This is a genomic window from Acinetobacter sp. MYb191 (genome assembly GCF_037572605.1).
GTDB classification, from domain to species: domain Bacteria; phylum Pseudomonadota; class Gammaproteobacteria; order Pseudomonadales; family Moraxellaceae; genus Acinetobacter; species Acinetobacter johnsonii.
The window spans coordinates 109,490-134,148 of record NZ_JBBGZP010000007.1 but is presented as its reverse complement, the minus strand read 5'-3'; the positions used below and the strand labels follow the sequence as shown (position 1 = coordinate 134,148).

The window sequence follows — 24,659 nt, the reverse complement described above, 5'->3', positions numbered from 1 at the left end:
GTACGAGAGGACCAGAGTGGACGAACCTCTGGTGTACCGGTTGTGACGCCAGTCGCATCGCCGGGTAGCTATGTTCGGAAGGGATAACCGCTGAAAGCATCTAAGCGGGAAGCCTACCTCAAGATAAGATTTCCCTAGGACTTTATGTCCTCTAAAGAGCCGTTGAAGACTACGACGTTGATAGGTTGGATGTGGAAGCATAGTGATATGTGAAGCTGACCAATACTAATTGCTCGTGAGGCTTGACTATACAACACCCAAACAGTTGGTGTTGTGGTTCAAATCACTGCAAACAACTTGATTTAGTTATAAAGCTAAGTACAATGTGCAAATTAAATTAACTCAGATGTTCTGTTAATAACTCATTTGATGAAAGTTAGGCATACACAATGTGTAAATAAGACCCAACGAATAGTCATAAACAGTTGTGCTGGCGACAATAGCAAGAGTGAACCACCTGATCCCTTCCCGAACTCAGAAGTGAAACCTCTTAGCGCTGATGGTAGTGTGGAGTTATCCATGTGAGAGTAAGTCATCGCCAGCTCATTAATTCAAAATCCCCCTCCGCTTAATGCAGAGGGGGATTTTTTTATGCTGGAAGGTTGAATAATATAAATAGAAAAAAGTGAAGAGCCGAGAATATGTATCTATATAAATGGTAAAAAGCCAGCATTTGCTGACTTTTATGTCATATTTAAAAAGGTCACAGAGCACCTTTTAACGTTTCTTGATGTGCTTTAACCTGTTTGGTTAACATGCTTTTTATAGTGGTAATCAATTTATCCCCTAAACAAAATCAAGAATATGATGGAGTTATTCGGCAATTAAGCAATTATTTTGAAAAAATAGCTATTCCTGAAGCGGAAAAGGATCAGGAATTACTGTCTTATGTATTCAACTCATAGTTTATTACGGGTATTAATGTGTTTTAGATCAGTTAAGTTACGCACTAAAATAAAAACTTTACCGCAAATCTACCAAGAATGTGTATTGTAATTAAATCAACGTATGCAGCGAATAGTTTATAGCTTGCTGCCCAGCGTTGATAAAATTGTTTAATTGCACACAGAAAACCTTTTATTAAAAGAACATGAATCATGAATTTCGCAGTTTAGGTATTTAGCTGTCGGCGTGCATGTTTTAATGCCGTTCTTAAACCTTCTTCAAGGGTTGGGTGATAAAACGGTTTTTCTAAAATTTCATCGACAGTCAGTTGTTCTGCGATCATCCATGCCAGTAAATGGGCCAAATGTTCAGTAGAGTCTGTGAGTAATTCAGCACCAAGTAGTTTTTGGCTGGTTTTATCCACATAAACCTCAATGGCTCCATGGTTTTTACCCAGAATCAATGCACGTCCTTGTTTAGCATAAGATACTTCGCCGATGACAAAAGCGATAGGTGCACTTTGTAGTTGCTTAAAGTTTTGTCCAACCATTGCCATTTCTGGGTTGCTAAACACGATACCTAAAGGCGTTAGGGTTTTGCATGATTCTATAGTGGGGAAGTTCAATGCATTTTTGACTGAGACCTTACCTTCGTGAGCGGCTTCATGTTGTAATGGAGTATCAGTATGTGCATCGCCAATGATAAAAATCGGATAGTCGGCGAGTTGTTTGGTCTCAGGATCAACAGGTAAATGTTTTAAGTCTGTGAATGAGGTGTCGATATTTTCGAGTTGAAGGGTATTTAAAAGGCTGCTTCGGCCAGTGGCAACCAGTAAATAATCGACGTTGAGTGTTTTAGGGTGGCTATTTTCAGTAAAACTAAGTTCAACTTGATCGTTTGTATACTTAACTTCTGTGGGCAAAACTTCGAACTTGATCTCAAGTTCAGCGCTAATTTCTGCTTGTGCCAACTGCTGCAATTTAGGACTGGTCAGAACGCCGACTTTACGACTACGAGCAAAGACCGTGGTATTGACGCCAAGTCGTTGCATGGCTTGCGCAAGTTCAATCGCGATGACGCCGCTCCCAATCACGGCTAAAGATTTGGGTAAAGCATTGAGTTCAAAGATTTGATCGGAGGTGATGAGTCGATCACCGAGTTCATGCTTCCATGCTGGGTCAAAGCTAGGGGTGGAGCCTACAGCTAAAATAAAGCTTTTGGCTTGGTAGTATTGCCCATTAACTTCGACCGTTTTTGCATCGACAAATCGAGCACGGCCCTGAATTTTATGAGACTCAGGCCAGCTCTCTACGGTTTTAAGGGTGCTATGAGTAAAGCGATCACGAAGTTTTTGTACGTGTTGCATGACCTGACTGCGGTCTATTTTTGACTCTACTTGCAATCCGACACGATCCGCATGTTGAATATCATGCATGCGATTTGCTGTAGAAATCAGGACTTTTGATGGCATACAGCCAACACGTGCACAAGTGGTGTCCCATGGCCCATCATTAATGATTAATAGATTTTGTGTGGACTTCACGGCTTGTTGGTAGGCTGCGATACCCGCAGTTCCAGCCCCAATAATAATCAAATCATACATAAGCAAACGTTTATCTAAGCGAGACATACTCTATAGTTAACATATTCAGGGCTGTAGATGATTATATTTTGTAAAAAAACGGCACTAGATGCCATCTTCACTTTCATTTGACTTATAAGCTAGTGCCAACGCTTACCCCAACGGTAGGACGGACATTCATTGAGCTACATGCTGTCATAAAGGTACAGCAAAGTAAAAGGAGCAACAGCTTATTCATGGAGTAATCCTCGTTGTTTTGCCTGATTGAACAGCAGACTAGAGCGAGCACCACTCTTACAGACCATTAAAATAGGCTTGGGCAATTCATTATAATATTTAGCAAATTCGACCACGTCTGTTTCAGAAATTTTACTGCTGATAACTGGTTGGTAAATTACGCTGACTCTGGATTGTTCCGCAATATTACGAAGTTGATCAACGCGAACGGCATTGCCTTGTTCTTGATCTGGTCGATTGACAATGACCGATTTAAAACCTTGTTTCATCAATTGTTGAAACTTGTCTTGGGTCATTTCCCCTGAAATACTGAGCTGTGGGCTGAGTGCTTGACTCAAGTTATTCGTTGCCGCCCACAATGCACTGCTCGTTAAAATCAGAGCAGTGCAGATGACACTTTTAAACAACCGTTTAGTCATCTAACAGGTCCATTTGTTTCGCCAGTTGGTATAAGTTGTTTGAGCGATTGCCTGTACGGCAGAACATTAAAACAGGTTTTGGTAGCTCATTGAAATGATTGGCAAAAGTGCGTACATCCATTTCTGTGATTTGCCCTGCAACGACAGGTTGATAGACATAATCGAGGCCTGCAACACGTGCTGCTTCTTCAATTTGAGCGCTGGTTGGTTGTTCTGGGCCACCTTCCATATCTGGGCGGTTATTGATCACAGATTTAAACCCTTTTTCAACCACTTGAACCAAATGTTCTGGGCCAATTTGACCTGCAAAGCCTACATTTTCGCTCATGCTGTCACTCCAAAATTAAACTAATCGAGATATGCTTTATGATAGCATTAAGCTGAAAGCTCAGCCTATGCTGTTGAAATATTTATAAGCGATTACAACCATAAAATAACGCAATGGAGCAGGTATGCACGCCTATACCGTTGAACCGCTATATGTCAAAAGTGGCCAAGAGGTCATTGCTGCGGATTTCTATCGTCCGAAAACTGAAGAAAAGCCAGCAGTGATTTTGATGGCCCATGGTTTGGCTGGGCTGCGCCAATTCAAACTGATCCAATTTGCGCAGCGTTTTGCACAAGCTGGTTATGCAGTCGTGTTATTTGACTACCGTTATTGGGGCGGTAGTACTGGACGTCCACGGGAGTTGGTCTCGATTAAGAAACAGCTGGAAGACTGGCGGACTATGATTAACCACCTCAAAGAACGTAAGTCGATTGATAGTCGACGGATCGTGCTGTGGGGGACCGCGCTCAGTGGCGGTTATGTGCTCGATATCGCAGCAGAGTTCAAGAATGTACAGGCCGTGATGGTGCAAGTGCCTTTTGTAGATGGGGCAGCAAGTGCTAAGTTATATCCTTTGCAACAGTTCCCCAAAGCCTTAAAACTATCCAGCCAAGATTATATGGGTGGAAAAGTGGGGATGTCCCCGACCACTTTACCTGTGGTTGATCCACGAGAGTTATGTTTTTTACCGACGCAAGATGCCTATTTGGGATATCGTTCGATTATTAATCCTGATTATTATTGGAGTGGTGAGATACCTGCCCGATTATTTTTTAATTTAGTTCGTTATCGTCCCATTCAAAATGTCAGACAAATTAATATTCCTGTACTTTTCATTGCCGCCAAGCATGATAGTTTAATTCCGATTGAATCCAGTCGTGAAGCCGCGACCAATATTGCCCCTTTTGTTCAATATCATGAGTGGGAAATGCAGCATTTTGATATTTATCATGCCAGTTGGTTTGAAAAAGCCATTTCGACCCAATTAGAATTCTTACATCAACATATTGGAGTCAACTAAATGATTATCGTCTGTCCTACTTGTTTGGCTAAGAATCGTGTGCCTGAAGAGAAATTGAGTGCCAATCCGAGCTGTGGCCAATGCCACGCAGCGCTTTTACCTGCGGCGCCGATTGAATTGAATGAGCAGAATTTTAGCCAGTTCATTAGCCATAGCGATTTGCCTGTGTTTATTGATTTATGGGCAGAGTGGTGTGGTCCATGTAAAATGATGGCCCCGCACTTTGCTGAAGTGGCCAAGCAAAATCCGCAGGTTATTTTTGCTAAAATTAATACCGAAGAGTCTTCTCGATTGAGCAGTGCGTTTAACGTACGTAGCATTCCGACCCTAGTTTTAATGAATAAAACCACCGAAATTGCTAGAATAAGCGGTGCGCTTCGTGCGCCACAATTGCAACAATGGTTAGATCAACAGTTGCAAGCCCAGTCATAACGAAAATTGGAGTCAACGTGTCAGAGATTCATGTGAAACCAGAAGGGATGTTGTCTCTTCAGACAATTGCAATGCCAGCCGATACCAACTGGAGTGGAGATGTTTTTGGTGGTTGGATTGTGTCACAAATGGATTTGGCGGGTGCAATTCACGCAGAGCGTTTTAGTAAAGGACGCTGTGCAACGATTTCAATTAATCAGATGACGTTCTTAGTCCCAGTGAAAGTTGGCGATGTCATCAGTTGTTATACCAAACTGTTAAAAGTGGGCAATACGTCTATTCAGATGGAAATTGAAGTGTGGGATAGCCATGACAGTTCACGTCCGCCTGTACGTGTGACTGAAGGTGTATTTACCTTTGTTGCGGTTGATGTCAAAGGCAATAAACGTCAGATTCCAGCGGATGTTAAAGAAAAGTTCCTTGCAAGCCAATCCAACTAAAGCTTGAGTTGGTCTGCAAAAAAGCCAGTGTAATCACTGGCTTTTTTATTGTTATTCCATACAGTCCGATGGATTAAAACATAGTATTGCGGTTGGCGGAATCCGCGGGAATGCTTTGTATCACATCCCAATGTTCTACAATTTTGCCTTGTTCGACGCGGAAAATATCGACAACGGCCTCACCACGATCTTGTGCATTTTGAGTGGAATGTACATGGAGCACCACCAAATCACCTTCGACTACGACACGTTTGATGGTGTTTTTTGCATCTGGATGTTCTTTAAAATACTGGGTGAAGTAGTTAACAAAAGGCGCTTTTCCGTCTGCAACATAGGGATTATGTTGAATGTATTGTGTACCAATATAGCGGTCTGAATAGATTTGAACCTGATGTTTGCTAAAAACCCCTTCATAAAAGTCCACCACAATTTTTTTATTTTGTTCGGTCAGGGCAGAGGCAGAATGGTGACTCGGCGTTGTTGAAGCCGATGTATTGGCGGGGTTGTACTGTTGGCAGGCCACTAGCCCCAAAGAAAATAGGGCAGTCGCTAAAATTAGTCTTTTTTTCATCAAGTCAGCTCAAATATTAATGTTATGTAGCATGATTTTGAGCCGAGTCGAAGTAAAGATATAGTAAGTTTTAGTCGCAGCTTTAGCGTATTGTTGTAAATTTTATACTTACCAAACAGTAAGTTATATTTACATATTTACTTTTTTAATGATGCTTTGTCGAGCCATGCCCATAACATTTCACATTGAACAGGTGCTTCACCAGACTCATCCATCACTGTCACAGAAACTAAAGTTTCACCTTTGGCGGTGGTTTGCATCAGCTGCTGTTGTTCTGGTGTTAGGGTGGCTGTCGCTGTCATGGCACCTTTACTCGGACGTTTAAAGTCAACGTGCATGCTTTTAATCAGAACGATGCAATGATCAGGTACATTCATCCCTGTTACAAAACCTGTTGCCGTTTCAGCAATCAAGGCCATGGCACAGGCATGCAGTTGACCAATATGGTTTTGCATGGCACGGTGATTTTCGATTTTGACCACGACTTCACTGTGACTGACTTGCAAATAACGAATATTGGCACTACCGACCATCGGAACTATGCGACCAAAAGCTTGACTCCATAATCGCGTACGCAACGCTTTCGGCAAGCGTGACGTGGTTTTTACAAGTTTTGATAAGCGATTGGCCTTTGGCATAGTTACCTCAAATGATCAAACAAGAGTATTAGTCTTTAAAGTTATTGAACTGTAAAGGCAGACCAAATTGTTGTTCTTTTAAAAAGGTCATTACTTGCTGTAATGTATCGCGCTTTTTATCAGTCACACGAATTTTGTCGCCTTGAATTGAAGATTGCACTTTAATGCCGCTTTCTTTAATGGCCTTGTTAATTTTTTTTGCGGTATCTGAGTCAAGTCCGTCTTTTAATTTCACCACTTGAAGTACATTTTTACCTGAAGCAGTCATTTTTTGTGGATCAAGCGCTTGAATATCGACTTTACGCTTAAAGAAATGGTTCTCTAACATGGTATACACTTGTTCACACTGGAAATCACTTTCAGTTGAGATTTTGATTTCTTTGTTTTTTTCATTGAGTTCAATCGAAACATCCTGACCACGGAAGTCGAAACGGGTTGCGATTTCCTTTTGGGTGTTCTGAACGGCATGATTTACTTCAAAAATTTCTAATTCTGAAACAATATCAAAAGATGGCATGGATTAAACCTTTACAAATGGAAAGAATATCTGAGATGCTAGGGATGTTTTCTTCATTTGCCAAGTGTTGTTTACATCAAAGGAGTGCGCAATGATCCGTAAACAAGAAATTACAACATTTGAGTTCCCAGAGGATGCGATCATCTGGGATGTACGCGATTCAAGTGCTTATGCTGAAGCACACGTGAAAGGGGCGATTAATCAGCCAATCACAGAACTTTCAGCACAGAGCCTTACTCAAGTGTCGACGGATCAACCGATTTACATTTTATGTGGTGGCGGTAGTAAAGCGCCACGTGCTGCAGAGTTACTCGAAGGTTTTGACAGTGAGCGTGAGTATGTGATTTTAATGGGTGGTACCCGTGCTGCTCGTGATGCTGGTTTAGCTTTAGAACAAAGTAATTAAGCAGAAGCAAAAAAGCGCCGTAAGGCGCTTTTTTAATGTCTTGGAAATGTGATTTTTTCTCTATAACGCCATGCGCGCTGCACTTGAGTCATAGGCGGAACTAAGACTGTGCTTTAAAATAAGGCTTTTTGGCTTTGAGCTTTTTCTGGAATCGGGTCGGACTGAGCTTTTGTAGCAGTGACTCAGGAACGGGGCAGGCCTCTTTCAGTATCTGCGCCGCTAAAATTTCACTACATAAAGGCGCAAACAAAAAGCCTTTAGAACCCAAGCCAGCAAAGCTATAAATTTCAGTCTGTTCAGACATTTTTCCAAGGACTGGAAAATAGTCCAAACTTTGTGCGCGAACGGATGCACGGCCTTGCCAAGTCCTCACATCAGGAAGTAATTGTGCATAATGTGGAAAGACACTGTGGATAAGCTCGTAGTTATGCACATGGTCTTCAAGCAAAACATCGCTGTCGTCCCGATTTGGATAGAAGGATGCACCTAAAATGAACTGTTGGGCATCAAGCTGCATACAGTAGCCGCCATAGCTATAGGCTTGATCGAGGGCCAAAGGTTGTGCAGTATTCTCCACCCAACTGACTTGTCCGCGAATGGGCTTCAGCACAGGATATTGCTCAAAGAAAGCAGCCGTCTGGCGTGCACAACACACAATCACATGATCAAACTGACCGAGAGATTGGGCTTGTGCATTGAAAAGTTCATTGTGCTCTGGATGGATTTGAGTAATGTTGGCTTGTACGAACTGAATCAGCGGATGTGCTAAGATTTGATCTTTGAGTTGATGTGGTGATACAGCGCCGGCCTCAGTTAGATTCAGACTTGGATATTCAGTGATTAACGCAGAATCAGCAGCGGTTTCGGCTATCAAAAGATCCGCAGGGTATTGTTGTTCGAGATCGAGTAAGTCTTCGGCTTTTTTCAGCGCCAGTTGATGTACTTGAATGGGGCGAAAAGCCTGAAACTTGGGATAGTGCTGTAAAGCATGTTGCCAAGCCAAGGTCATTAAATGTTCATGACTTTGTTCAATCGGACAAAGTTTGGGGTTGAGTAAGGCCAGCGGATTGCCTGAACCTCCTGCAAGTGGCTCAGATTGGTCGTAGAGCGTGACTTGGTGCCCACGCTCAGCAAAAGCCCATGCACTACTTAAACCTGCAATCCCTGCACCAATGATAGCAATCTGGCGTTGCTTAAAAGCGTGTGGTAATTGATCAGGTCGATTTTGATTCAATACTGATTTGGTATCTACAGCGTTTGATATGTTTTCAGGCTCAGCAGGTAACCAGATGGCTTTGAGCATTTCGCGTTTATGCTTATAGCCGCGCGGACGTGAAATAGAAATACCATGCTGTGTTAAACCACGTTTGAGTACGCCTGCGACACTAAATGAAGAAAATGTCGTTCCAATACCAGATAGGCGAACGATGTGATTCAGTACTTGCTCTTCCCATATGTCTGGGTTACAAGCAGGCGCGAAACCATCGAGGAACCATGCGTTAACGCTACTGGTTTTTGCCATACTGGGGAAAACATCGTGGGCATCGCCTAACCAAAGGTCAAGGCTGAAACGTTCCTCAGGGAAGTTCAGGCGATGACAACCCGCAATTGGGTGCGGGTACTGTGCAATCAGTTGATCGGCGATCGGTTTGAGTTCAGGCCAGACATTGAGTGCACGTATTAGATCCGTTTTAGACAGCGGAAATTTTTCAACTGAAATGGCATGAAGGTGGCTGTGGTTATTGGGGCGCACCTGTTGCCAAAGTTGCCAAAGTGCCAAGATATTGAGGCCTGTGCCAAAGCCTGTTTCACCAACACTAAAATATTCAAAGGGCTGAAGATTGGACAGACGCTCAGGTAAATCATTGCCATTTAAAAACACATGGCGAGTTTCGAGTAGACCATTGTCTTTGGAAAAATAGACATCGCCAAATTGTTTTGAGACTGGCACATCTATGCCATCAATCTGTTGCCACTCTAAATCGGCAGTTTGAATTGCACGCGACACAACCACAGCACCCTATTGTTTTCAATAGGGCTTAGCTTACCACTGACGGCGACGTTTGGTATAAACGTAACTGGCAATTAAGAAGCCCAGTAATACACCAACAGCGATGGTTGCCGCGCCGTAGAGGAACATTTGCGCACTACGTTCGCTTTGTAAGACTTGAACTTGTACACCGAGGCTATCATTTTTGAGTTGTAGCTCTTGGTTTTGCGCCAAAGCATCAAGATTGGCTTTTTCCAATTGTGCAAGACGTGAAGCTTGGTCTTTGACCAGTGCTTTGACTTTGGCATCTTGCAATGCTTTGTTCTTAGCCAGTTGTTCAGCAGTGAGTGGTTTGGCTTCTTGCGGTTGACCTGTTGGACTAACTGTGGCCACAGCAGGAATGATTTTCGGCTGAGTTGTACTGCCTTGCACTTGAACAGGTGCGGCAGTCGTTGCTGGTACAGCAGGGGCTACACTCGGGGCAGGAGCGGTTTCAACGGCCCACGCCATAGAAGAAAGAAGAGATAAGCCCAATAAGCTTGTGACAACAACGCGCATGACCTTATCCTTGAGGGAATGCTTTATTAAATGGTTTAACATCAATCTGACGATAAACCCCTGCTTTTAAGAATGGTTCTTCCTGTAACCAGACATCGAGTGTTTCACGTGATTCAAAGTCAACAATGATTGTACTGCCGTAAAAGCCTGCTTGCGGATTGCTTGGATCTTTTGGCATCGCTCCTGCAACAATTAAACGACCTTCATCATTGAGCTTTTGTAAACGAGCAAGATGTTCTGGACGTGTAGCAAGACGTTTTTCGACTGTACCCTCTTGATCGGTACATGTGACGACGAATAGCGGCATAAGAGTTCTCGATGTATATTCTGGCTAAATTACTCTTCAGAAGATTTAAAGTATTTACGCAATACAATAAACTGAATAATGATAAAGGAAAACATCACGATCATGTCACCAAAAGCCGTGAATTCTCCCCAATATTTTCCGTCCATAAATAAAAATGCGAAAAATACGTGTAAAAAAGACATGAGGGCAAACATAGCAGCCCATGCAAAGTTTAAATTTTTCCAACCTGCGTCGGTTAAATTGAAGATTGGGCCGAACAAGCGTTTGATCAGCGGTTTGCGTTCTTTGCCAAAATAAGGAGAAAGTAAGAAAGCGCCTGAGAAAATAATATTCAGTAAGGCCGCTTTGAGTTTGATATAAAAATCATCCGACAGCATTAAGGTGACACCGCCGAAAATAACCGTCATAAACAACACAATCCACTGTTGTTTGTCTAAACGGAACTTTTGCATGAAGAACAGTGCACCGTAAACCACCAGCATCGAAATAATCAAACCTGTGGTGGCTACAAGAATATTATTATTATCGACACCCCCAGCAGAACCAATCAATTGGAGCAATGGGTGATCAGTATTTTTAGGATCTACAGTTTTATATAAATAAAAGAAAATTATCAGCGGCACAAAGTCTAAAAGTGCTTTCATGTTAGAGTATCTAAATCTGTTCAAATAAATAGCTAGTATAAGTGATGGAAGGCGTAGATTTACATACTCACAGCAATATTTCTGATGGTACTTTCACACCGAAGCAATTGGTTGATGCTGCCGCGGAAAAAGGCATCCACACCTTGGCTTTGACAGACCATGACACCATGGATGGTCTTGCGTTGGCCGAGTTGGCTGCAAAGTCGCATGCGATGCGTATTATTTCGGGGGTAGAAATTTCGAGTCAGTGGTCGAGACCCTCAACCCAGAAAAACTATGGTGTGCATGTGGTTGCATTGAATATGCAAGACTTAGAACCACTGCAAAAATGCCTTGAACAGCAAAAACAAATACGTGCGCGACGCGCTAAACAAATCTGTGATTTGTTGATTCCATTGATTGGTGAAGATATTTATCTCGATGTTTTAGCGAAAGTTGAACAGATGCCTGACCGTGTGACTCGAACCCATATTGCCAAGACCTTGGTTGAAAAAAATTATGTGAGTCGTGCGCAACAAGCGTTTGATAAATATATTAAGGAAGGTAAGAAAGCCTACGTGAAATTTGATGGGCTGGGTTTAGAAGAAACCATTCAAGTGATTCATGCCAGTGGTGGTTTTGCCGTATTGGCGCATCCGACACGTTATGACTTATCTGCTACTAACATTCGTTATCTGATTGAAATATTTGCGCAGTTTGGTGGGGATGCGGTTGAGTTGCCGCCCAATGTTGAACCGACATCTACCCGTCAAATGGTGGATCGGATGATTGCTGAGCATGGTTTAAAAGTATCGGTCGGTAGTGACTTTCATGGTGACAATATGCCGTGGATTAAGTTGGGCAATATTCCCAGAGTCAAAGACGGACAAGTGGGGATTTGGGAAAGTTTTGTCTAAAGAGTATTGGTCATTCCCACCTTCTCCAAGAGCTATATAGCCTAAGAGAAGGTAAGCATGCGCTCGATTAGAGTAAGTTATTGTCTTGTGCTTGAATGGGGGGAGGGGTAGGTTTACCTAAAGTCCCAAGCAGTTCAATTTCGATAGTCCGTACCATCGAGTCCAGCGGCAAGTCATTACTTTGCGTTCCGAAAGGTTCTTCAATTTCCGAGCTCAAAGCATCGAGTCCTAAGAAGGTATAGGCCAACACACCAACCAATAGTGGGGTGAAAATACCCAAGGTTGAACCCAAGCTAAACGGTAAAATGAGACAGAAAAAATACACTGTACGATTGAGTAATACCGAGTAGGCAAAAGGGAGTGGTGTTGTCGCAATACGGTCACAACCAGTTTGCACCACACTCAGGTCAGCAACGTGCTGATTCAGCTGCGCATACACAATGTCGCTAATTTCACCTTCTTTTAATGCCTGCATCAACTCCCACTGAATCAAGCTGAGCGTATACTGCGGGGCATTGGCTTGTTGATATAGCTGAGTCAGCGCATTTTGACTTAAGCCACTGGTTTGCACCAGTTCCGTTGGATTGGCCGTTTGATGACGTAAACGGTCACGCAAGACATTGGCAAAGACAATCACATGTTGAATCACACGTTCACGACGACCTTGAGTCAAGATACGACAGTCGCGGTCAAAGTGACGTGAGTTAGCAATTAAAATGCCCCATAACTTTCGCGCTTCCCACCAACGGTCATAGCAGGCACTATTTTTAAAGCCGAGGAAAATAGAAAGTACCACCCCAATGAGGGTGAAGCCGACCAAAGGCAGTTCAGGGAAGTGGAAATAGCCGACATAGGACAAAATGCCAATAATGGCAGAGACCAACATGACCACACCCAAAGGAGGTAAAACTTTGGGAAGAATGGTGCCACGCCATGAAAAAAGCACCTTAAAAATACTGGGCTGATCACGCACAATCATGTGATTAGAATTCTTTTAAAATTTTGCTTGATCTTCATATTTGTCGCGGTATTTGTCAATCATTTGTCTGCATATTTAAACGGATTGGATCAGGCTGTGTTCAGCAAAAGAAAAAGCACCTTCGGGTGATAAAATGAAATGATCAAGCAGTTGAATGTCCACGAGCTGACTGGCTTGAAGAATGCGCTCGGTCAGTTCGATGTCCGCCGTGGAGGGCTGAGCTTTACCAAGTGGATGATTATGGGCAATCACCATGAAAGTGGCGTGTTGAGCAATACAGTAACGGAGCAACTGATTGATCGATATTTCACAAGAATTGACTGCTCCAAAGAACAATTTTTTAAAGTTTATTTTTCTTAAATGCGCATCTAGGCAGAGCACTGCAAAGACCTCTTGGTTCTCGCCTGAAAACTCATACTGTAAAAATTTGAGCAGTTGAGCTGAATGATTGAGTTCCAACTTTTGTTGCTTGAGCTGCTGGCTACTGTAGCGTCGCCCCAATTCTTTGACGGCCATTAATTGTGAATATTTGGTCGGGCCAATGCCGTGAAATTGGCTGAGTTCGGGCAGTTCAGCATCGAAAACCGCATTCAGAGTGCCAAAATGTTGCAACAAAAGACGTGCCAATTCGACTGCAGAATGCTGTGTTGAACCCGAACGGATGAAAATGGCCAACAGTTCTGCATCGGAGAGGCTGGCTGGCCCTTGTTGTAATAAGCGTTCACGTGGCCGTTCTTGTTCAGGCCATTTTTTTATGGATAAGTGCATTATTTTATACTTTTTTATTCTTAATTTGAGAAACAGGGCCCAATCGATGATTGGGTACGGGACTATTTAATGCTATTGTGAGCGCCACTGCAACAGAAAGGTAGCCTGTTCGTGAGCTTTGATCTCAGTGTAATTCCAAATAAAAATATCCTTTTAGCTGTTACGGGCGGTATTGCTGCCTATAAAAGTGCCATTTTGGTTCGCCGTTTAAAAGACGCGGGTTTTCAAGTCCGTGTGGTGATGACCGAAGGTGCACAGGCTTTTATTACGCCGCTAACTTTTCAAGCTTTGTCGGGCAACCCTGTCCATACCGCACTTCTCGACCCTGAAGCCGAAGCGGGCATGGGGCATATTGAGCTAGCACGTTGGGCAGACTTACTCTTGGTTGCGCCTGCCAGTTGCAACACCATTGCAAAGTTTGCTGCGGGTTTAGCCGATGACCTGCTTTCTACTTTATATTTAGCCACCAAAGCCCCTGTATGGGTCGCACCAGCCATGAACCAACAAATGTGGGCAGCAAAAGCGACGCAGCGTAATTTAGCGACTTTGGTGGAAGATGGCGTGCATGTGATCATGCCAGATGCAGGTGCGCAAGCTTGTGGTGATGTCGGTTTAGGCCGTATGCCTGAACCTGAGGATTTGGCACATCAAGTGACAGAATACTTCCATAAAGCGCAGCGTGCCATGGCTGAAAAATTTGGGATGTTGGCGGGTAAAAAAGTCACTATTACTGCTGGTCCAACGCGCGAAGCGATTGATCCTGTGCGTTATATTTCCAATCACAGTACCGGTAAAATGGGCTTTGCTATTGCTGCTGCATGTTATGCGGCAGGAGCCAAAGTGACTTTAATTGCAGGTCCCGTCAGCTTAGACACACCGAATGGTGTCCGTCGAATCAATGTTTCGTCTGCTATGAAAATGCTGGATACCAGCATGCAGATGTTAGATGAAGGCTGTGATGTGTTTATCGCGACTGCCGCTGTTGCGGACTATCGTGTTGCAGAAGTCGCAGAGCATAAGCTTAAGAAAGCTGGGGACGAGCTCAACGTTTCCTTAATCAAAAACCCTGATATTGTGGCGACCATTGCACAGCAAGACAAACGCCCGTTCATGGTGGGTTTTGCAGCGGAAACACGCAATGTCGAGGAATATGCGGCAGGTAAATTGGTGGCGAAAAAGCTCGATATGATTGCCTGTAATGATGTGTCACGTCCAGATATTGGTTTTGCGTCTGATGAAAATGCGATGACAGTCTTTTTTGCAGAAAGCTATAAAATGGAAAAGCGCGATTTGGAAAAAGCGTCGAAACAAGAAATTGCTTTGCAGTTGGTTGAAGCGATTCATGATGCTTTACATCGAGACCCTGAAAGTGATGATGATTTTTAATTTACATCGCTCTTAATTTTTGCGATATTCAATGCAGCCTTAGGCTGCATTTTTTTTGCAAACTCATAGGAATAAGAATGAAAAGATTATTAAAGGTTGTGCTGTTGAGCAGTGGTTTATGTTTGGCAGGACTTGCACAAGCGTCGGAAGTGCTAGAAGGTGCGATGAAATCTTTGGCGAAAAACTCAAAAGCTTTTACTCAAGCCAAGACTGCCACAGAGGCTAATACCGCATTAACTTAAATGCAAAAAGCCGCGACAACTGCCAAGCAAAACAAGCCTGACAGTTTGGTGAAACAACCAAAAGACAGTGTTAAAGTGAAACAATATGAACAAAAGTTTGATGCATTAACCCAAGAAATTGAACATGCTCAACATTTGGTAGATGCTGGGAAACTTGCAGAAGCTAAACAAAGTTCAGCCAAGTTTGAGGCCATTAAGCAGCAAGGCCATAAAGCATTTAAATAATTCAGTACAATAAAAAAGACCGCAAAAGCGGTCTTTTTTATGTTTGAAGGGCTTAAAGTTTTAAGCTTGACCTTCAACAGCGGCTGCTTGAGCACGCTGCATATTTGCTTCGAACTCAGCATCAAAGTTAATTGGTGTAAGTAACAATTGTGGGAAACTGCCTTTAGTCACCATATCATTCACCGCTTCACGAAGGAACGGGAACAAAATGTTCGGGCAATATGCACCTAAGATGTACGGAAGACGTTCTTCTTCAACACCATCTACAAGGAAAATACCCGCTTGAGTAACATCGACAATAAACGCCGTGTCGCCTGCATTGTTTGCTTGTACAACCACTTTAAGTGAAACTTCGTAGTGAGTTGGATCAACTTTTTCAGCAGAAGATGACAAGTTAATGTTTAACTCTGGTTGCCATTCTTTGGTAAAAACTTGCGCCCCAGGGACTTCAAAAGAAATATCTTTTGTGTAAATACGTTCTAAAGCAAGTTGTGGTTGAGCTTCACTCATTTTCTAATCCTTAATATGCTGAGCTAATTATGCCAATAGTTGGTCGAGTTTGCCTTCACGCTCTAAAGCATAAAGCTGATCAAAACCACCAATAAATTGGTCATCAATAAAAATTTGTGGAACCGTACGGTGATTGGTGCGTTGCATCAATTCAATGCGGACTTCTGGCGCTTCTTTAGATAAATTAATTTCTTTATATTCAACGCCTTTACGCTCAAGGAGCTGCTTTGCGCGAACGCAATATGGACATACAGTCGTTGAGTAAATAGTGACTTGAGCCATGAGTTTCTCCTTGTGCGAATTATTTAGCTTTAACCAGTGGTAAGCCTTGAGCCTTCCAGTTGCTAATCCCGCCATCTAAACGATAGCTGTCAGTATGTGCAACTTGTTGTAAAGCGGTACCTGCCACTTGGCCTAAGTTACAGATGAACACGAGTGGACGATCTGCAGCTTTTAACTCTTCAGCATGTTTTGTAATTTGGCTGTAGGGAATGTTGCGACTTCCACTGATATGACCTTCACGGAAATCTTTGGCATCACGTAAGTCAATCAACATGGCATTTTTAGCTTTCACTAAAATACCTAAAGATTGTGGTGAAATTTTGCGACCATTGCGTTGTCCTTCAAGTACGAAAAACAAAACAACCAATACCGCAAGTGTTCCAAATAAGAAGGGGTGATTCCCCATAAACTCGAACCAACGTTCCACAAGTCACCTAAATTACAATTCAAAAATTGCTAGAGAGTATAGCTCATAAAATATGGTGATCAAAATCACCGCTTCAAGGGCTAAGGTTGAATAAAAATTAATTTTTTTGCTGAGCTTCAGCAATTTCATCAATCAGACGTAAATAGCTGTCTAAACGGCGCGTTAAAATTTCACCATTTGCCGCAGCTAAGCGTAAAGCGCATTGTTTTTCATGTTTATGGGTGCAGTTACGGAACTGACAGTAGCCCAACAAGTTTTCAATTTCAGGAAAGCCACGTTGCACTTTGTCCGCATCTAAGTGCCATAAACCAAACTCACGAATTCCTGGTGAGTCAATCAGCGAGGCGCCTTCGCCAAAACCAATCAAACGGGTAGAGGTCGTGGTGTGCTGACCTAAGGCTGAGTTTTCAGAAATCACATTGGTTTTTTGTGCAGCGTCTGGCACGATGGCATTAATCAGCGTACTTTTACCAACGCCAGACTGACCGACAAAGGCCACAGTTTCATTTTTTAAACGCTGGGTCAGCGCGGTTAAATCGCCATCGGCTTGTGTTTGCATCACTTCATAGCCTAAGGTTTGATATTCCGCAATCAACGCTAAAATCGGGTCATTGTCTTTGAGCAAATCGGTTTTGTTCAGCACTAAAAGTGCTGGAATGTTGGCATCGGCACAGGCCACCAAATAACGGTCAATCAGACCTGGTGCAGGCTCAGGCAATGGCGCAAACACAATCACAATCAGGCTGATATTGGCCGCGACAGGTTTTACTTTATGGTAACGGTCTGGACGAGTCAGTAGCGACTGACGTGGCTGTATGGCATTGATGATCCCGAGCCCCGTATTTGGGTCGGCTTGCCATTTGACACGATCACCTGTGACCAGAAGTTCGAGGTTGGTGCGTGTATGACAGCGCCAAATACTGCCGAGTTCAATCGGTTTCCAAAACGGTTCAGGTTCGCCTGCTTGTACCGTCGGTTTGATGGGATGTGGATCTGGAGTCGTAAGGGCTTGCACTTCAAGCTGACGGCCGTAGTGTTGTACCACCAAGCCTTCTAAATCATTTGAAGTGTCGATATCTTCTTGACGTGTTTGCTGTTGTTTCTGAATGCGACGTTGTTGCTGTTCAGTTAAACGACGTTTACGAATTAAAGCCATTCATATCCTAAAAAACCATGAATTCAAGATGGCAAAAATAGCACGAAGCAGGGTATCAGTTACAGCATCGAAGCAATTAATTTGCTACTATCATCGTTTTTAAGCCGAATAAGATTGCACATTTATGAGCAGCACCGCTGATACGCGTTTGATTTGGATTGACCTTGAAATGACAGGTCTCGATACTGATAATGACCAAATTATTGAAGTTGCTACAATTGTGACGGATGATAACTTAAATATTTTAGCTGAAGGGCCTGTGCTTGCTGTACATCAGCCAGACCGTGTGCTGAATGCAATGGATGAGTGGAACACTCGCCAACATGGTCAATCAGGCTTAATTGAACGTGTACGTCGCAGTAAATTGACTGCGCAAGATGCGGAGCAGCAGACTTTAGAATTTCTAAAGAAATGGGTCAATCCAAAAAGCTCACCAATGTGTGGCAATTCAATCTGCCAAGACCGCCGTTTTTTACACCGTTTAATGCCTGAAATGGAACAATATTTCCATTATCGTAATTTAGATGTGTCTTCGGTAAAAGAGTTGGCTAAACGCTGGCGTCCAGAAATTATGAGTGGCTTGAAAAAGAATGCTTCACACTTAGCGATGGATGACATTCGTGATTCGATTGCAGAACTGAAGTATTATCGTGAATACTTTTTTATTATGAATAAATAAGTAGTATAGAAAGAGGCATTAGCCTCTTTTTTTATTGAAATCGAATAAAGCTGAGGGTGTTTGTGTAGAAAAAAGAAACACTTTTTTGCTATACAAGTTTAAAACACGCTTTATGATAAAGTAAATTAATTAAATTATAACAAAGAGTTGAGTTATGCAAAGTAATAACCCTATTTTGAACCGCGTGGAAACACATGCGGACTATAGTCAACCGATGACTGTTCAAGGTGCTATTCAGAAGTCTGTATTACTTACAGTGATTGCAGCTGTGGTCGGTATGGCACTGTTTTTATACTGTTTCATGACCTTAAATATTTCGCTGGCCTATGCTGCAACCTTAGTCGGTGCGATTGGTGGTCTAATTTTAGGCCTGATTGCAACTTTTAAACCAAATACCGCACGTACCCTTGCCATTCCGTATGCCTTGTTTGAAGGTGCTTTTTTAGGTGGGGTGTCGGTTATCTTCCAATTGAAATATCCGGGTGTACCTTTACAAGCGTTGTTGGCAACTTTTGTCACCACTTTAGTGATGTTTGGCCTGTATCGTTTTCAAATTATTCGTGCCACTGAAAAATTCAAATCTGTAGTGATGTCGGCATCAATTGCCATCGCGATTGTGTTTGTGGTGCAGATGGTCATGCGTTTGGCTTTTGGTTCAAGTATTCCATTTTTATTTGAAAACAACTTATTAGGTCTAGGTTTTGCCGCTTTTGTTGCAGTGATTGCATCACTGAACTTAATTCTAGATTTTGATTTGATTGAAAGTGCTGCGGCTCAACACGCTCCGAAAGCGATGGAATGGCTGTGTGGTATTGCGCTACTAGCGACTCTGGTGTGGATGTACTATTCATTCCTACGTCTACTCAGTATGCTGCGTGGCGATGACTAAGTTCCACAGTTTTAACAAATACGCCCCTTCATCGGGGCGTATTTGTTATTGAATGTTGATGAATTGAAAAAAGGCGCATTATGCAATTTCGGTTTCAACTTAAACTTGGCATTATGCAGATAAATTATTTTGAGTGAGAGTCACATGGCACAAGGACTATTGGCTGGAAAGCGTTTTTTAGTAGCAGGTATTGCAAGTAAATTATCAATCGCATTTGGTATTGCTCAAGCACTTCACCGTGAAGGTGCGGAACTTGCGTTTACTTATCCAAATGAAAAACTGAAAAAACGTGTAGATGAATTTGCAGCACAATTTGGCTCAACGATTGTTCTACCATGTGATGTGGCTGTCGATGCTGAAATTGAACAAACTTTTGTTGAATTGGCAAAACACTGGGATGGGTTAGACGGTGTAGTACATTCGATTGGTTTTGCGCCTGCGCATACCTTGGACGGTGACTTTACCGATGTAACGGATCGTGATGGTTTTAAAGTGGCACATGACATCAGTGCATATAGTTTCATTGCTATGGCGCGTGCAGCGAAGCCCTTACTTTTAGTTCGTCAAGGTTGCTTATTGACCTTGACTTACCAAGGTTCTGAACGTGTGATGCCAAACTACAACGTGATGGGTATGGCGAAGGCGTCGCTAGAAGCTGGCGTACGTTATTTGGCTTCAAGCTTGGGTGCAGAAGGGATTCGTGTGAATGCGATTTCAGCAGGCCCAATCCGTACTTTGGCGGCATCAGGTATTAAATCATTCCGTAAAATGTTAGACGTCAACGAAAAAATTTCACCACTTAAACGTAATGTGACCATTGAAGATGTGGGTAATGCTGCATTATTCCTTTGCTCACCTTGGGCAAATGGTATTACCGGTGAAATCATGTATGTCGATGCAGGTTTCAATACGGTAGGCATGAGCCCAGACTTGATGCTCGATGAATAATTAGATTTATCTAAATTATTTGATAAAGCCGCTTTTATAGCGGCTTTGTTTTTGAAAAGGATAGTTGCTTCGTAATCAGTGAGTGCGGTGAAGCATAATTGAGTCTATTGAGCTTACGTTGTTAAGCACTACTTTTAATTACGCGACTTTCAATCATTAACTGCTCGCCTTTGGGAGTTAATGTCCAAAAAAGAGCCATTCCACCTTTTGTTGTTTTAGTATATTTAGTATTTATTAATCCATATGCTTTGAGCTGTATAGTGATTGTTTTGACTTGATATTCCGTTAAGCAATGTTTGATCAGTTGAAGGTTTATCAAAAAGTATAATTATTTATTTGTCATCGAATATTTTATATGCTAATAAATCCTAGTTTTTGTTGAATTAAAACTCTAAAGATAATGTCGATAAAAATATAATTTTGAGCTTTCGGGGTAGGTTAAAGCGTGAAAAAAATAAGTGTTGTTTTAGGATTAGTCATTGTTCTTTCACTTCAAGGTTGTGCCGCAGTGATGGCGAGTAACCAGCCGCATAAAAAGAATTTGACGGTTTTAGAGGTTGGAAAACATCGTAATTATGTGATTTCTGAATTGGGTGCACCAGTCACCTCAGAAAACATCAATGGAGAACGTAAAGAGATTTATACTTTCCAACAAGGCTACTCAAAAGCAGCCAGAATCAGTCGTACGTTATGGCACACGACTGCGGATATTGCCTCGATTGGTCTATGGGAAGTGATTGGCTCTCCAGCCGAGATGTATTTCGATGGTCAGCAACTTTCGTATGAAGTTGTTTTTGATGATCAAGACAATATTAAACGTATTCACCAGATCCAGAATAATCCAGATCTGGTGAAAGAATAAGAGAACAAAACAATAGTGCTCGGACTATTGTTTTGGTAGTTCTTTTATAGGGCTTCCACCGAGTGCTTGCATCAACGTCACATAGGCATTGTATTGGCTTTGTTTGGTATTGACCAATGTTAAGCGCGCAGTACGCGTGGTTTCTTGTTGATCCAACAAGGTTTTCAAAGCCACAGCACCATAGCGATAACGCACTTGGGTCAACCGTTCCACTTTCTCAGCAAGTTCCAAATTCCGCTGTTGCAATTGCACTTGTTGACTCAACTCAGTTCGCGCAGACAGGGCATTTTCCACATCGGCAAAGGCTTGGTACAAGGTTTGACGATATTGCACGATAGCTTTTTCATAGTCCAATTGACTAATCGCAAGGTCGCGTTTCATGTCGTTATACTGCAAGAACGGTAGACTTAAACTTGCGCCTAAGGTTAGAGCAGGGTTCTTGAGCAGTTGCGTTAGCGAGGTACTGCTTGAACCAAGATTCCCAGTCAAACTGATCGAAGGATAATAGCTCGCCGTGGTGGCATCTTTGGTCGCTAAACTCTCTCGTAAACGTAGCTCAGCCGCTTTTAAGTCTGGACGGCGCGACAAGATGTCGGCAGGTAAACCCGCAGCAATACTAGGCAAAGCTAATCGTGGTAAACGCTGAGGTTCATCAATACTCAACTGCTGTACAGGCATATGCAGTAACACGGCAATTGCGGTACGGGTCTCGACCAAACTTTGCTGAATTTGACTCAGACTGGCTTTTTGGCTTTGTACTGACTGTTCAGCTTGAGTTAAGTCCAGTCCTGATACAGCCCCAGCTTGATACTGGACTTTAACCAAGTCGTAGAGTTTTTGTGAGGTTGCAAGGCTTTGCTCGGCTGTTGTACGACTTTCATTATAATAGGCCAACTGCCAATATAACTTCGCCGTGGTGCCAATTAAGCTTTGAGCAGTGGCTTGCAAATCTTGCTCAGTTGCCAGTGCTTCCCATCTCTTTGCTTCAGTTTGACGGGCCAATTTACCAAATAAATCGACTTCATAACTTAAGCCAGCACCCAAAGACAGGCCACTTGAGCTGTCATTGCCTGAGTTCAAGTCAAACTGATGACCTGTAGACACCGTAGAGTTCACTCGTGGCTTTTGTTGATTTTCGGCCAGTTCTGCTTGTAAGCGTGCTTGCTTTAAAGTCATCCCTGCAACGACCAAATCGGCATTCTTTGCGAGCACAGCATCGACTAGTTGATTGAGCTGTGCATCGCCAAATAACGTCCACCATTGATCGGTATACAGGGCTTGTTGACGTTGTTGTGAGGTTGCTTTGTCGTATTGAAACTGAGTCGGCGTCTGTACTGCTGGTGCTTGATAAGGTGTTTTAACCACAGCTGCACAGCCAACCAAAGTGCTGCCAAGCAGCATCGCGGTACAAAGGCGCGTTAATAAAAAAGGCATATTTTTTCCTTATTCTCTGGCAAGTGCTGCAACAGGGTCGAGTTTGGCTGCATTTTTTGCAGGCAAGAAACCAAACACCACACCAATTAAAGTCGAGCATACAAATGCGGCGATAATAGACGTGGTTGAGTAAGCAACCCCGAAATTACCCCCAGCAAATTTTTGAATGATTTGTCCTAGACCCAGCGAGAGCAATACCCCTAACACCCCACCAATCAGGCAGACTAAAATGGCTTCAATCAGGAACTGCTGCAAAATATCACTTTGACGCGCACCCACTGCCATCCGAACCCCAATTTCTTGCGTCCGTTCGGTCACTGAAACCAACATAATGTTCATTACACCAATACCGCCCACCACCAAAGAAATCACGGCAATTGCAGAAACCAATAGGGTCATGGTACTGGTGGTCTTTTCAATGGTTTGGCGAATACTATCGCTGTTCATGGTGAACACATCTTGTTGACCATGACGCAAGGTGAGTAAGTTCACAATTGCGTTTTCAGCCGCACTGGTGGAGTACTTATCATTGATTTGCACCACGATATTACGCACATTACTTTGACCGAGCATACGACTCATGACCGTGGTGTAGGGCATATATACATTCAAAGTATCATCGGAACCCATAGCACTGGTTTGCGGTTCGACGACACCAATAATTCGTGCAGGGACACTGCCCAAAAGTACGACTTGCCCAATTGGATTGCTACCATCACTAAAAAACTGTTTTTGTGTATTGGTGTCAATGACCACGTCTTGGGTGCGGTCGCGGACACTTCGCTGGTCAAAGGTTTGTCCATTTTTTAAGGTCAGGCCTTTCACTGTGAAATAATCGCCACCGACACCATTAATGGTGGCATTGGCTTCACTTTGTTGATAGCGAATCGTTTTAGATGAACTCACCATGGGACTGACCGCACTCACATACGGTTGGGTGGCGAGCGCTTCAGCATCGGCAGGAACAAGGGTTTTAAAGTTGGCCGTTTTGGAGTTATCACCAAAACCACGACCTTGGAACACCGTAATGGTGTTGGTGCCTAAACTACTGATATTACTTAAAATCTGCTGTTGTGATCCATTTCCCAAAGCCACCACTGTCACGACGGAGGCAATCCCGATAATAATACCAAGCATGGTCAAAAAGGTTCGCATGCGGTGTGCATTCATCGACAAAAGTGCCATACGGAAGGCTTCACCTAAACGATCAAGCAGAGAACGCCATGCAGAAACACTTTTATTTTTTTCTTGTTGGGCAGAAATCGCAGTTTCTGCATCAGGATCGCTATGTAGTTCAGTGTCATGCTCAGGTTGATTGATGCGGTCTGCAATGATTTGCCCATCACTGATCTCAATAATCCGCGAGGCATTTTTTGCCACTTGCATATCGTGGGTGACCAAAATAATGGTATGGCCTGCGGCATTTAACTCACGCAAAATCCGCATCACTTCCACGCCACTATGCGAGTCAAGGGCACCTGTCGGTTCGTCAGCGAGAATGACATCACCGCCATTCATCAACGCACGTGCAATCGAGACACGTTGTTGCTGCCCACCTGAGAGTTGACTTGGTCTGTTTTGAGTTTTATTGCCCAGTCCCAATTCTGTTAGTAAAGCAGTGGCACGTTGTTTACGCGCATACGGTGTTGCACCTGCATAAACCGCAGGGACTTCAACATTACCTTCCGCAGTTAAATCACCTAAAAGGTGGTAACGCTGGAAAATAAAACCAAAATACTCACGACGTAATTCGGCCAATTGGTCCGGTTCGAGTTTACCGGTTTCACGACCATTGACCTGATAACTCCCTGAAGTTGGACGGTCGAGACAGCCCAAAATATTCATCAGGGTCGATTTACCTGAACCCGACTGGCCGACAATGGCAACCAATTCACCTTCGTAAATGGTCAGATCAATGCCTTTGAGAATTTGGACAGTACTTTCGCCAGCGGGAAACTCTCGCACCAAATTGCTGACTTCAAGCAAGGCTTTTTTGGTCAT

Annotated in this window: 30 protein-coding genes and 2 rRNA genes; 14 read left to right on the top strand and 18 right to left on the bottom strand. The window is 43.1% G+C overall.

Features of this window, described 5'->3' with window-relative positions; genetic code table 11:
• Together WH214_RS03220 and rrf are read left to right on the top strand one after the other, a co-directional pair.
• Nucleotides 1-250 (top strand): 23S ribosomal RNA (locus tag WH214_RS03220); the annotation flags it as partial.
• A 179-nt stretch (nt 251-429) separates the two neighbouring features.
• A 5S ribosomal RNA gene (gene rrf, locus WH214_RS03215) occupies nt 430-544 on the top strand.
• Nucleotides 545-1,111: 567 nt separating this feature from the next.
• Here the strand turns inward: rrf and WH214_RS03210 are convergent.
• From WH214_RS03210 to WH214_RS03200, 3 genes are all read right to left on the bottom strand, one after another.
• Complete coding sequence (locus tag WH214_RS03210; protein WP_339422144.1) at nt 1,112-2,488, bottom strand: dihydrolipoyl dehydrogenase; 1,377 nt, start codon at nt 2,486-2,488, stop codon at nt 1,112-1,114.
• A 209-nt stretch (nt 2,489-2,697) separates the two neighbouring features.
• Nucleotides 2,698-3,123 carry a beta-lactamase hydrolase domain-containing protein gene (locus WH214_RS03205; RefSeq protein WP_339422145.1) on the bottom strand — a complete coding sequence of 142 codons (426 nt, stop codon included), beginning with the start codon at nt 3,121-3,123 and terminating at the stop codon, nt 2,698-2,700.
• Nucleotides 3,116-3,451: a TIGR01244 family sulfur transferase gene (locus tag WH214_RS03200; RefSeq protein ID WP_005401736.1), complete on the bottom strand. Its 336-nt coding sequence runs from the start codon at nt 3,449-3,451 to the stop codon at nt 3,116-3,118. The genes WH214_RS03205 and WH214_RS03200 overlap by 8 nt, the downstream gene beginning before the upstream one ends.
• A gap of 124 nt (nt 3,452-3,575) precedes the next feature.
• On the opposite strand from WH214_RS03200, the gene WH214_RS03195 reads away from it, so the two are divergent.
• From WH214_RS03195 to WH214_RS03185, 3 genes are read left to right on the top strand one after another with little or no spacing between them, the layout of a single operon-like run.
• Nucleotides 3,576-4,472, top strand: coding sequence for an alpha/beta hydrolase (locus WH214_RS03195; RefSeq protein ID WP_339422146.1), 897 nt, complete (start codon nt 3,576-3,578; stop codon nt 4,470-4,472).
• The gene (gene trxC / locus WH214_RS03190; RefSeq protein ID WP_339422147.1) at nt 4,473-4,904 is read left to right on the top strand and encodes a thioredoxin TrxC; all 432 of its coding nucleotides are present in this window, start codon (nt 4,473-4,475) and stop codon (nt 4,902-4,904) included.
• Between the two features lie 17 nt (nt 4,905-4,921).
• Nucleotides 4,922-5,344, top strand: coding sequence for an acyl-CoA thioesterase (locus tag WH214_RS03185; protein WP_004697616.1), 423 nt, complete (start codon nt 4,922-4,924; stop codon nt 5,342-5,344).
• 73 nt (nt 5,345-5,417) lie between these two features.
• Here WH214_RS03185 and WH214_RS03180 read toward each other — a convergent pair whose 3' ends face one another.
• From WH214_RS03180 to WH214_RS03170, 3 genes are all read right to left on the bottom strand, one after another.
• Nucleotides 5,418-5,915 carry a nuclear transport factor 2 family protein gene (locus WH214_RS03180; protein WP_339422148.1) on the bottom strand — a complete coding sequence of 166 codons (498 nt, stop codon included), beginning with the start codon at nt 5,913-5,915 and terminating at the stop codon, nt 5,418-5,420.
• A 137-nt stretch (nt 5,916-6,052) separates the two neighbouring features.
• Entirely contained in the window at nt 6,053-6,553 is a 501-nt protein-coding gene (locus WH214_RS03175; protein ID WP_010327555.1) for a DUF4442 domain-containing protein, read from the bottom strand.
• Nucleotides 6,554-6,581: 28 nt separating this feature from the next.
• Nucleotides 6,582-7,070: a YajQ family cyclic di-GMP-binding protein gene (locus WH214_RS03170; RefSeq protein WP_004697619.1), complete on the bottom strand. Its 489-nt coding sequence runs from the start codon at nt 7,068-7,070 to the stop codon at nt 6,582-6,584.
• A 91-nt stretch (nt 7,071-7,161) separates the two neighbouring features.
• Between WH214_RS03170 and WH214_RS03165 the strand changes: the two genes are divergently transcribed.
• A complete protein-coding gene (locus WH214_RS03165; protein WP_004697620.1) occupies nt 7,162-7,476 on the top strand; it encodes a rhodanese-like domain-containing protein in 315 nt (104 codons plus the stop codon).
• A gap of 100 nt (nt 7,477-7,576) precedes the next feature.
• Here the strand turns inward: WH214_RS03165 and mnmC are convergent, their stop codons facing one another.
• The 4 genes from mnmC to WH214_RS03145 are packed head-to-tail and all read right to left on the bottom strand — an operon-like array spanning nt 7,577 to nt 10,975.
• The gene (gene mnmC, locus WH214_RS03160; protein ID WP_445206345.1) at nt 7,577-9,490 is read right to left on the bottom strand and encodes an FAD-dependent 5-carboxymethylaminomethyl-2-thiouridine(34) oxidoreductase MnmC; all 1,914 of its coding nucleotides are present in this window, start codon (nt 9,488-9,490) and stop codon (nt 7,577-7,579) included.
• Between the two features lie 30 nt (nt 9,491-9,520).
• Complete coding sequence (locus WH214_RS03155) at nt 9,521-10,024, bottom strand: hypothetical protein (RefSeq protein WP_078390225.1); 504 nt, start codon at nt 10,022-10,024, stop codon at nt 9,521-9,523.
• A 4-nt stretch (nt 10,025-10,028) separates the two neighbouring features.
• Nucleotides 10,029-10,331: a YciI family protein gene (locus WH214_RS03150; protein ID WP_126035262.1), complete on the bottom strand. Its 303-nt coding sequence runs from the start codon at nt 10,329-10,331 to the stop codon at nt 10,029-10,031.
• Nucleotides 10,332-10,360: 29 nt separating this feature from the next.
• Nucleotides 10,361-10,975, bottom strand: coding sequence for an inner membrane-spanning protein YciB (locus tag WH214_RS03145; protein WP_004983445.1), 615 nt, complete (start codon nt 10,973-10,975; stop codon nt 10,361-10,363).
• A gap of 44 nt (nt 10,976-11,019) precedes the next feature.
• Here WH214_RS03145 and WH214_RS03140 point away from each other — a divergent pair, with 44 nt between their 5' ends.
• Nucleotides 11,020-11,871: a PHP domain-containing protein gene (locus WH214_RS03140; protein ID WP_339422150.1), complete on the top strand. Its 852-nt coding sequence runs from the start codon at nt 11,020-11,022 to the stop codon at nt 11,869-11,871.
• A 67-nt stretch (nt 11,872-11,938) separates the two neighbouring features.
• Here the strand turns inward: WH214_RS03140 and WH214_RS03135 are convergent, their stop codons facing one another.
• Nucleotides 11,939-12,850, bottom strand: coding sequence for a bestrophin family protein (locus WH214_RS03135; protein ID WP_004697627.1), 912 nt, complete (start codon nt 12,848-12,850; stop codon nt 11,939-11,941).
• Between the two features lie 75 nt (nt 12,851-12,925).
• Entirely contained in the window at nt 12,926-13,618 is a 693-nt protein-coding gene (gene radC / locus WH214_RS03130) for a RadC family protein (RefSeq protein WP_339422151.1), read from the bottom strand.
• A gap of 111 nt (nt 13,619-13,729) precedes the next feature.
• Between radC and coaBC the strand changes: the two genes are divergently transcribed.
• The 3 genes from coaBC (at nt 13,730) to WH214_RS03115 (ending at nt 15,471) form a co-directional block, all read left to right on the top strand.
• Nucleotides 13,730-15,004 (top strand): bifunctional phosphopantothenoylcysteine decarboxylase/phosphopantothenate--cysteine ligase CoaBC, encoded by a 1,275-nt coding sequence (gene coaBC / locus WH214_RS03125; RefSeq protein ID WP_339422152.1) that lies wholly within the window; start codon nt 13,730-13,732, stop codon nt 15,002-15,004.
• A gap of 77 nt (nt 15,005-15,081) precedes the next feature.
• Complete coding sequence (locus WH214_RS03120) at nt 15,082-15,246, top strand: hypothetical protein (RefSeq protein WP_339992836.1); 165 nt, start codon at nt 15,082-15,084, stop codon at nt 15,244-15,246.
• Nucleotides 15,247-15,471, top strand: a complete 225-nt coding sequence (locus tag WH214_RS03115) for a cytochrome b562 (RefSeq protein WP_339992834.1) — start codon at nt 15,247-15,249, stop codon at nt 15,469-15,471. It abuts the gene before it with no gap.
• Nucleotides 15,472-15,531: 60 nt separating this feature from the next.
• On the opposite strand, the gene secB is transcribed toward WH214_RS03115, so the two are convergent.
• From secB to rsgA, 4 genes are all read right to left on the bottom strand, one after another.
• Nucleotides 15,532-15,981 carry a protein-export chaperone SecB gene (secB, locus tag WH214_RS03110; protein WP_004697631.1) on the bottom strand — a complete coding sequence of 150 codons (450 nt, stop codon included), beginning with the start codon at nt 15,979-15,981 and terminating at the stop codon, nt 15,532-15,534.
• Between the two features lie 27 nt (nt 15,982-16,008).
• A complete protein-coding gene (gene grxC, locus WH214_RS03105) occupies nt 16,009-16,263 on the bottom strand; it encodes a glutaredoxin 3 (RefSeq protein ID WP_004697632.1) in 255 nt (84 codons plus the stop codon).
• Nucleotides 16,264-16,282: 19 nt separating this feature from the next.
• On the bottom strand, nt 16,283-16,690 hold the full coding sequence (locus WH214_RS03100) for a rhodanese-like domain-containing protein (protein ID WP_004697633.1): 408 nt from the start codon (nt 16,688-16,690) through the stop codon (nt 16,283-16,285).
• 97 nt (nt 16,691-16,787) lie between these two features.
• Nucleotides 16,788-17,846 carry a ribosome small subunit-dependent GTPase A gene (rsgA, locus tag WH214_RS03095; RefSeq protein WP_114392671.1) on the bottom strand — a complete coding sequence of 353 codons (1,059 nt, stop codon included), beginning with the start codon at nt 17,844-17,846 and terminating at the stop codon, nt 16,788-16,790.
• Nucleotides 17,847-17,970: 124 nt separating this feature from the next.
• Here rsgA and orn point away from each other — a divergent pair, with 124 nt between their 5' ends.
• The 4 genes from orn (at nt 17,971) to WH214_RS03075 (ending at nt 21,224) form a co-directional block, all read left to right on the top strand.
• Nucleotides 17,971-18,525, top strand: a complete 555-nt coding sequence (gene orn / locus WH214_RS03090; RefSeq protein WP_004697635.1) for an oligoribonuclease — start codon at nt 17,971-17,973, stop codon at nt 18,523-18,525.
• A gap of 154 nt (nt 18,526-18,679) precedes the next feature.
• Complete coding sequence (locus WH214_RS03085) at nt 18,680-19,414, top strand: Bax inhibitor-1/YccA family protein (RefSeq protein WP_004697636.1); 735 nt, start codon at nt 18,680-18,682, stop codon at nt 19,412-19,414.
• 144 nt (nt 19,415-19,558) lie between these two features.
• A complete protein-coding gene (locus WH214_RS03080) occupies nt 19,559-20,362 on the top strand; it encodes an enoyl-ACP reductase FabI (protein ID WP_004983469.1) in 804 nt (267 codons plus the stop codon).
• Nucleotides 20,363-20,807: 445 nt separating this feature from the next.
• Entirely contained in the window at nt 20,808-21,224 is a 417-nt protein-coding gene (locus WH214_RS03075; RefSeq protein ID WP_339422154.1) for a hypothetical protein, read from the top strand.
• A 24-nt stretch (nt 21,225-21,248) separates the two neighbouring features.
• Here WH214_RS03075 and WH214_RS03070 read toward each other — a convergent pair whose 3' ends face one another.
• Complete coding sequence (locus tag WH214_RS03070; RefSeq protein ID WP_339422155.1) at nt 21,249-22,658, bottom strand: efflux transporter outer membrane subunit; 1,410 nt, start codon at nt 22,656-22,658, stop codon at nt 21,249-21,251.
• Between the two features lie 9 nt (nt 22,659-22,667).
• Nucleotides 22,668-24,659, bottom strand: a complete 1,992-nt coding sequence (locus tag WH214_RS03065) for a MacB family efflux pump subunit (protein ID WP_339992830.1) — start codon at nt 24,657-24,659, stop codon at nt 22,668-22,670.

Coding starts and splice junctions, on each gene's coding strand:
- rsgA (WP_114392671.1), bottom strand. CDS start 17,846: ATGGCTTTAATTCGTAAACGTCGTTTAACTGAACAGCAACAACGTCGC.
- WH214_RS03120 (WP_339992836.1), top strand. CDS start 15,082: ATGAAAAGATTATTAAAGGTTGTGCTGTTGAGCAGTGGTTTATGTTTG.
- WH214_RS03165 (WP_004697620.1), top strand. CDS start 7,162: ATGATCCGTAAACAAGAAATTACAACATTTGAGTTCCCAGAGGATGCG.
- WH214_RS03180 (WP_339422148.1), bottom strand. CDS start 5,915: ATGAAAAAAAGACTAATTTTAGCGACTGCCCTATTTTCTTTGGGGCTA.
- WH214_RS03175 (WP_010327555.1), bottom strand. CDS start 6,553: ATGCCAAAGGCCAATCGCTTATCAAAACTTGTAAAAACCACGTCACGC.
- WH214_RS03210 (WP_339422144.1), bottom strand. CDS start 2,488: ATGTATGATTTGATTATTATTGGGGCTGGAACTGCGGGTATCGCAGCC.
- WH214_RS03150 (WP_126035262.1), bottom strand. CDS start 10,331: ATGCCGCTATTCGTCGTCACATGTACCGATCAAGAGGGTACAGTCGAA.
- WH214_RS03200 (WP_005401736.1), bottom strand. CDS start 3,451: ATGAGCGAAAATGTAGGCTTTGCAGGTCAAATTGGCCCAGAACATTTG.
- WH214_RS03195 (WP_339422146.1), top strand. CDS start 3,576: ATGCACGCCTATACCGTTGAACCGCTATATGTCAAAAGTGGCCAAGAG.
- WH214_RS03170 (WP_004697619.1), bottom strand. CDS start 7,070: ATGCCATCTTTTGATATTGTTTCAGAATTAGAAATTTTTGAAGTAAAT.
- WH214_RS03085 (WP_004697636.1), top strand. CDS start 18,680: ATGCAAAGTAATAACCCTATTTTGAACCGCGTGGAAACACATGCGGAC.
- WH214_RS03145 (WP_004983445.1), bottom strand. CDS start 10,975: ATGAAAGCACTTTTAGACTTTGTGCCGCTGATAATTTTCTTTTATTTA.
- WH214_RS03080 (WP_004983469.1), top strand. CDS start 19,559: ATGGCACAAGGACTATTGGCTGGAAAGCGTTTTTTAGTAGCAGGTATT.
- WH214_RS03070 (WP_339422155.1), bottom strand. CDS start 22,658: ATGCCTTTTTTATTAACGCGCCTTTGTACCGCGATGCTGCTTGGCAGC.
- WH214_RS03140 (WP_339422150.1), top strand. CDS start 11,020: ATGGAAGGCGTAGATTTACATACTCACAGCAATATTTCTGATGGTACT.
- radC (WP_339422151.1), bottom strand. CDS start 13,618: ATGCACTTATCCATAAAAAAATGGCCTGAACAAGAACGGCCACGTGAA.
- WH214_RS03205 (WP_339422145.1), bottom strand. CDS start 3,123: ATGACTAAACGGTTGTTTAAAAGTGTCATCTGCACTGCTCTGATTTTA.
- secB (WP_004697631.1), bottom strand. CDS start 15,981: ATGAGTGAAGCTCAACCACAACTTGCTTTAGAACGTATTTACACAAAA.
- grxC (WP_004697632.1), bottom strand. CDS start 16,263: ATGGCTCAAGTCACTATTTACTCAACGACTGTATGTCCATATTGCGTT.
- trxC (WP_339422147.1), top strand. CDS start 4,473: ATGATTATCGTCTGTCCTACTTGTTTGGCTAAGAATCGTGTGCCTGAA.
- WH214_RS03065 (WP_339992830.1), bottom strand. CDS start 24,659: ATGACCAAAAAAGCCTTGCTTGAAGTCAGCAATTTGGTGCGAGAGTTT.
- WH214_RS03155 (WP_078390225.1), bottom strand. CDS start 10,024: ATGCGCGTTGTTGTCACAAGCTTATTGGGCTTATCTCTTCTTTCTTCT.
- orn (WP_004697635.1), top strand. CDS start 17,971: ATGAGCAGCACCGCTGATACGCGTTTGATTTGGATTGACCTTGAAATG.
- WH214_RS03115 (WP_339992834.1), top strand. CDS start 15,247: ATGCAAAAAGCCGCGACAACTGCCAAGCAAAACAAGCCTGACAGTTTG.
- WH214_RS03135 (WP_004697627.1), bottom strand. CDS start 12,850: ATGATTGTGCGTGATCAGCCCAGTATTTTTAAGGTGCTTTTTTCATGG.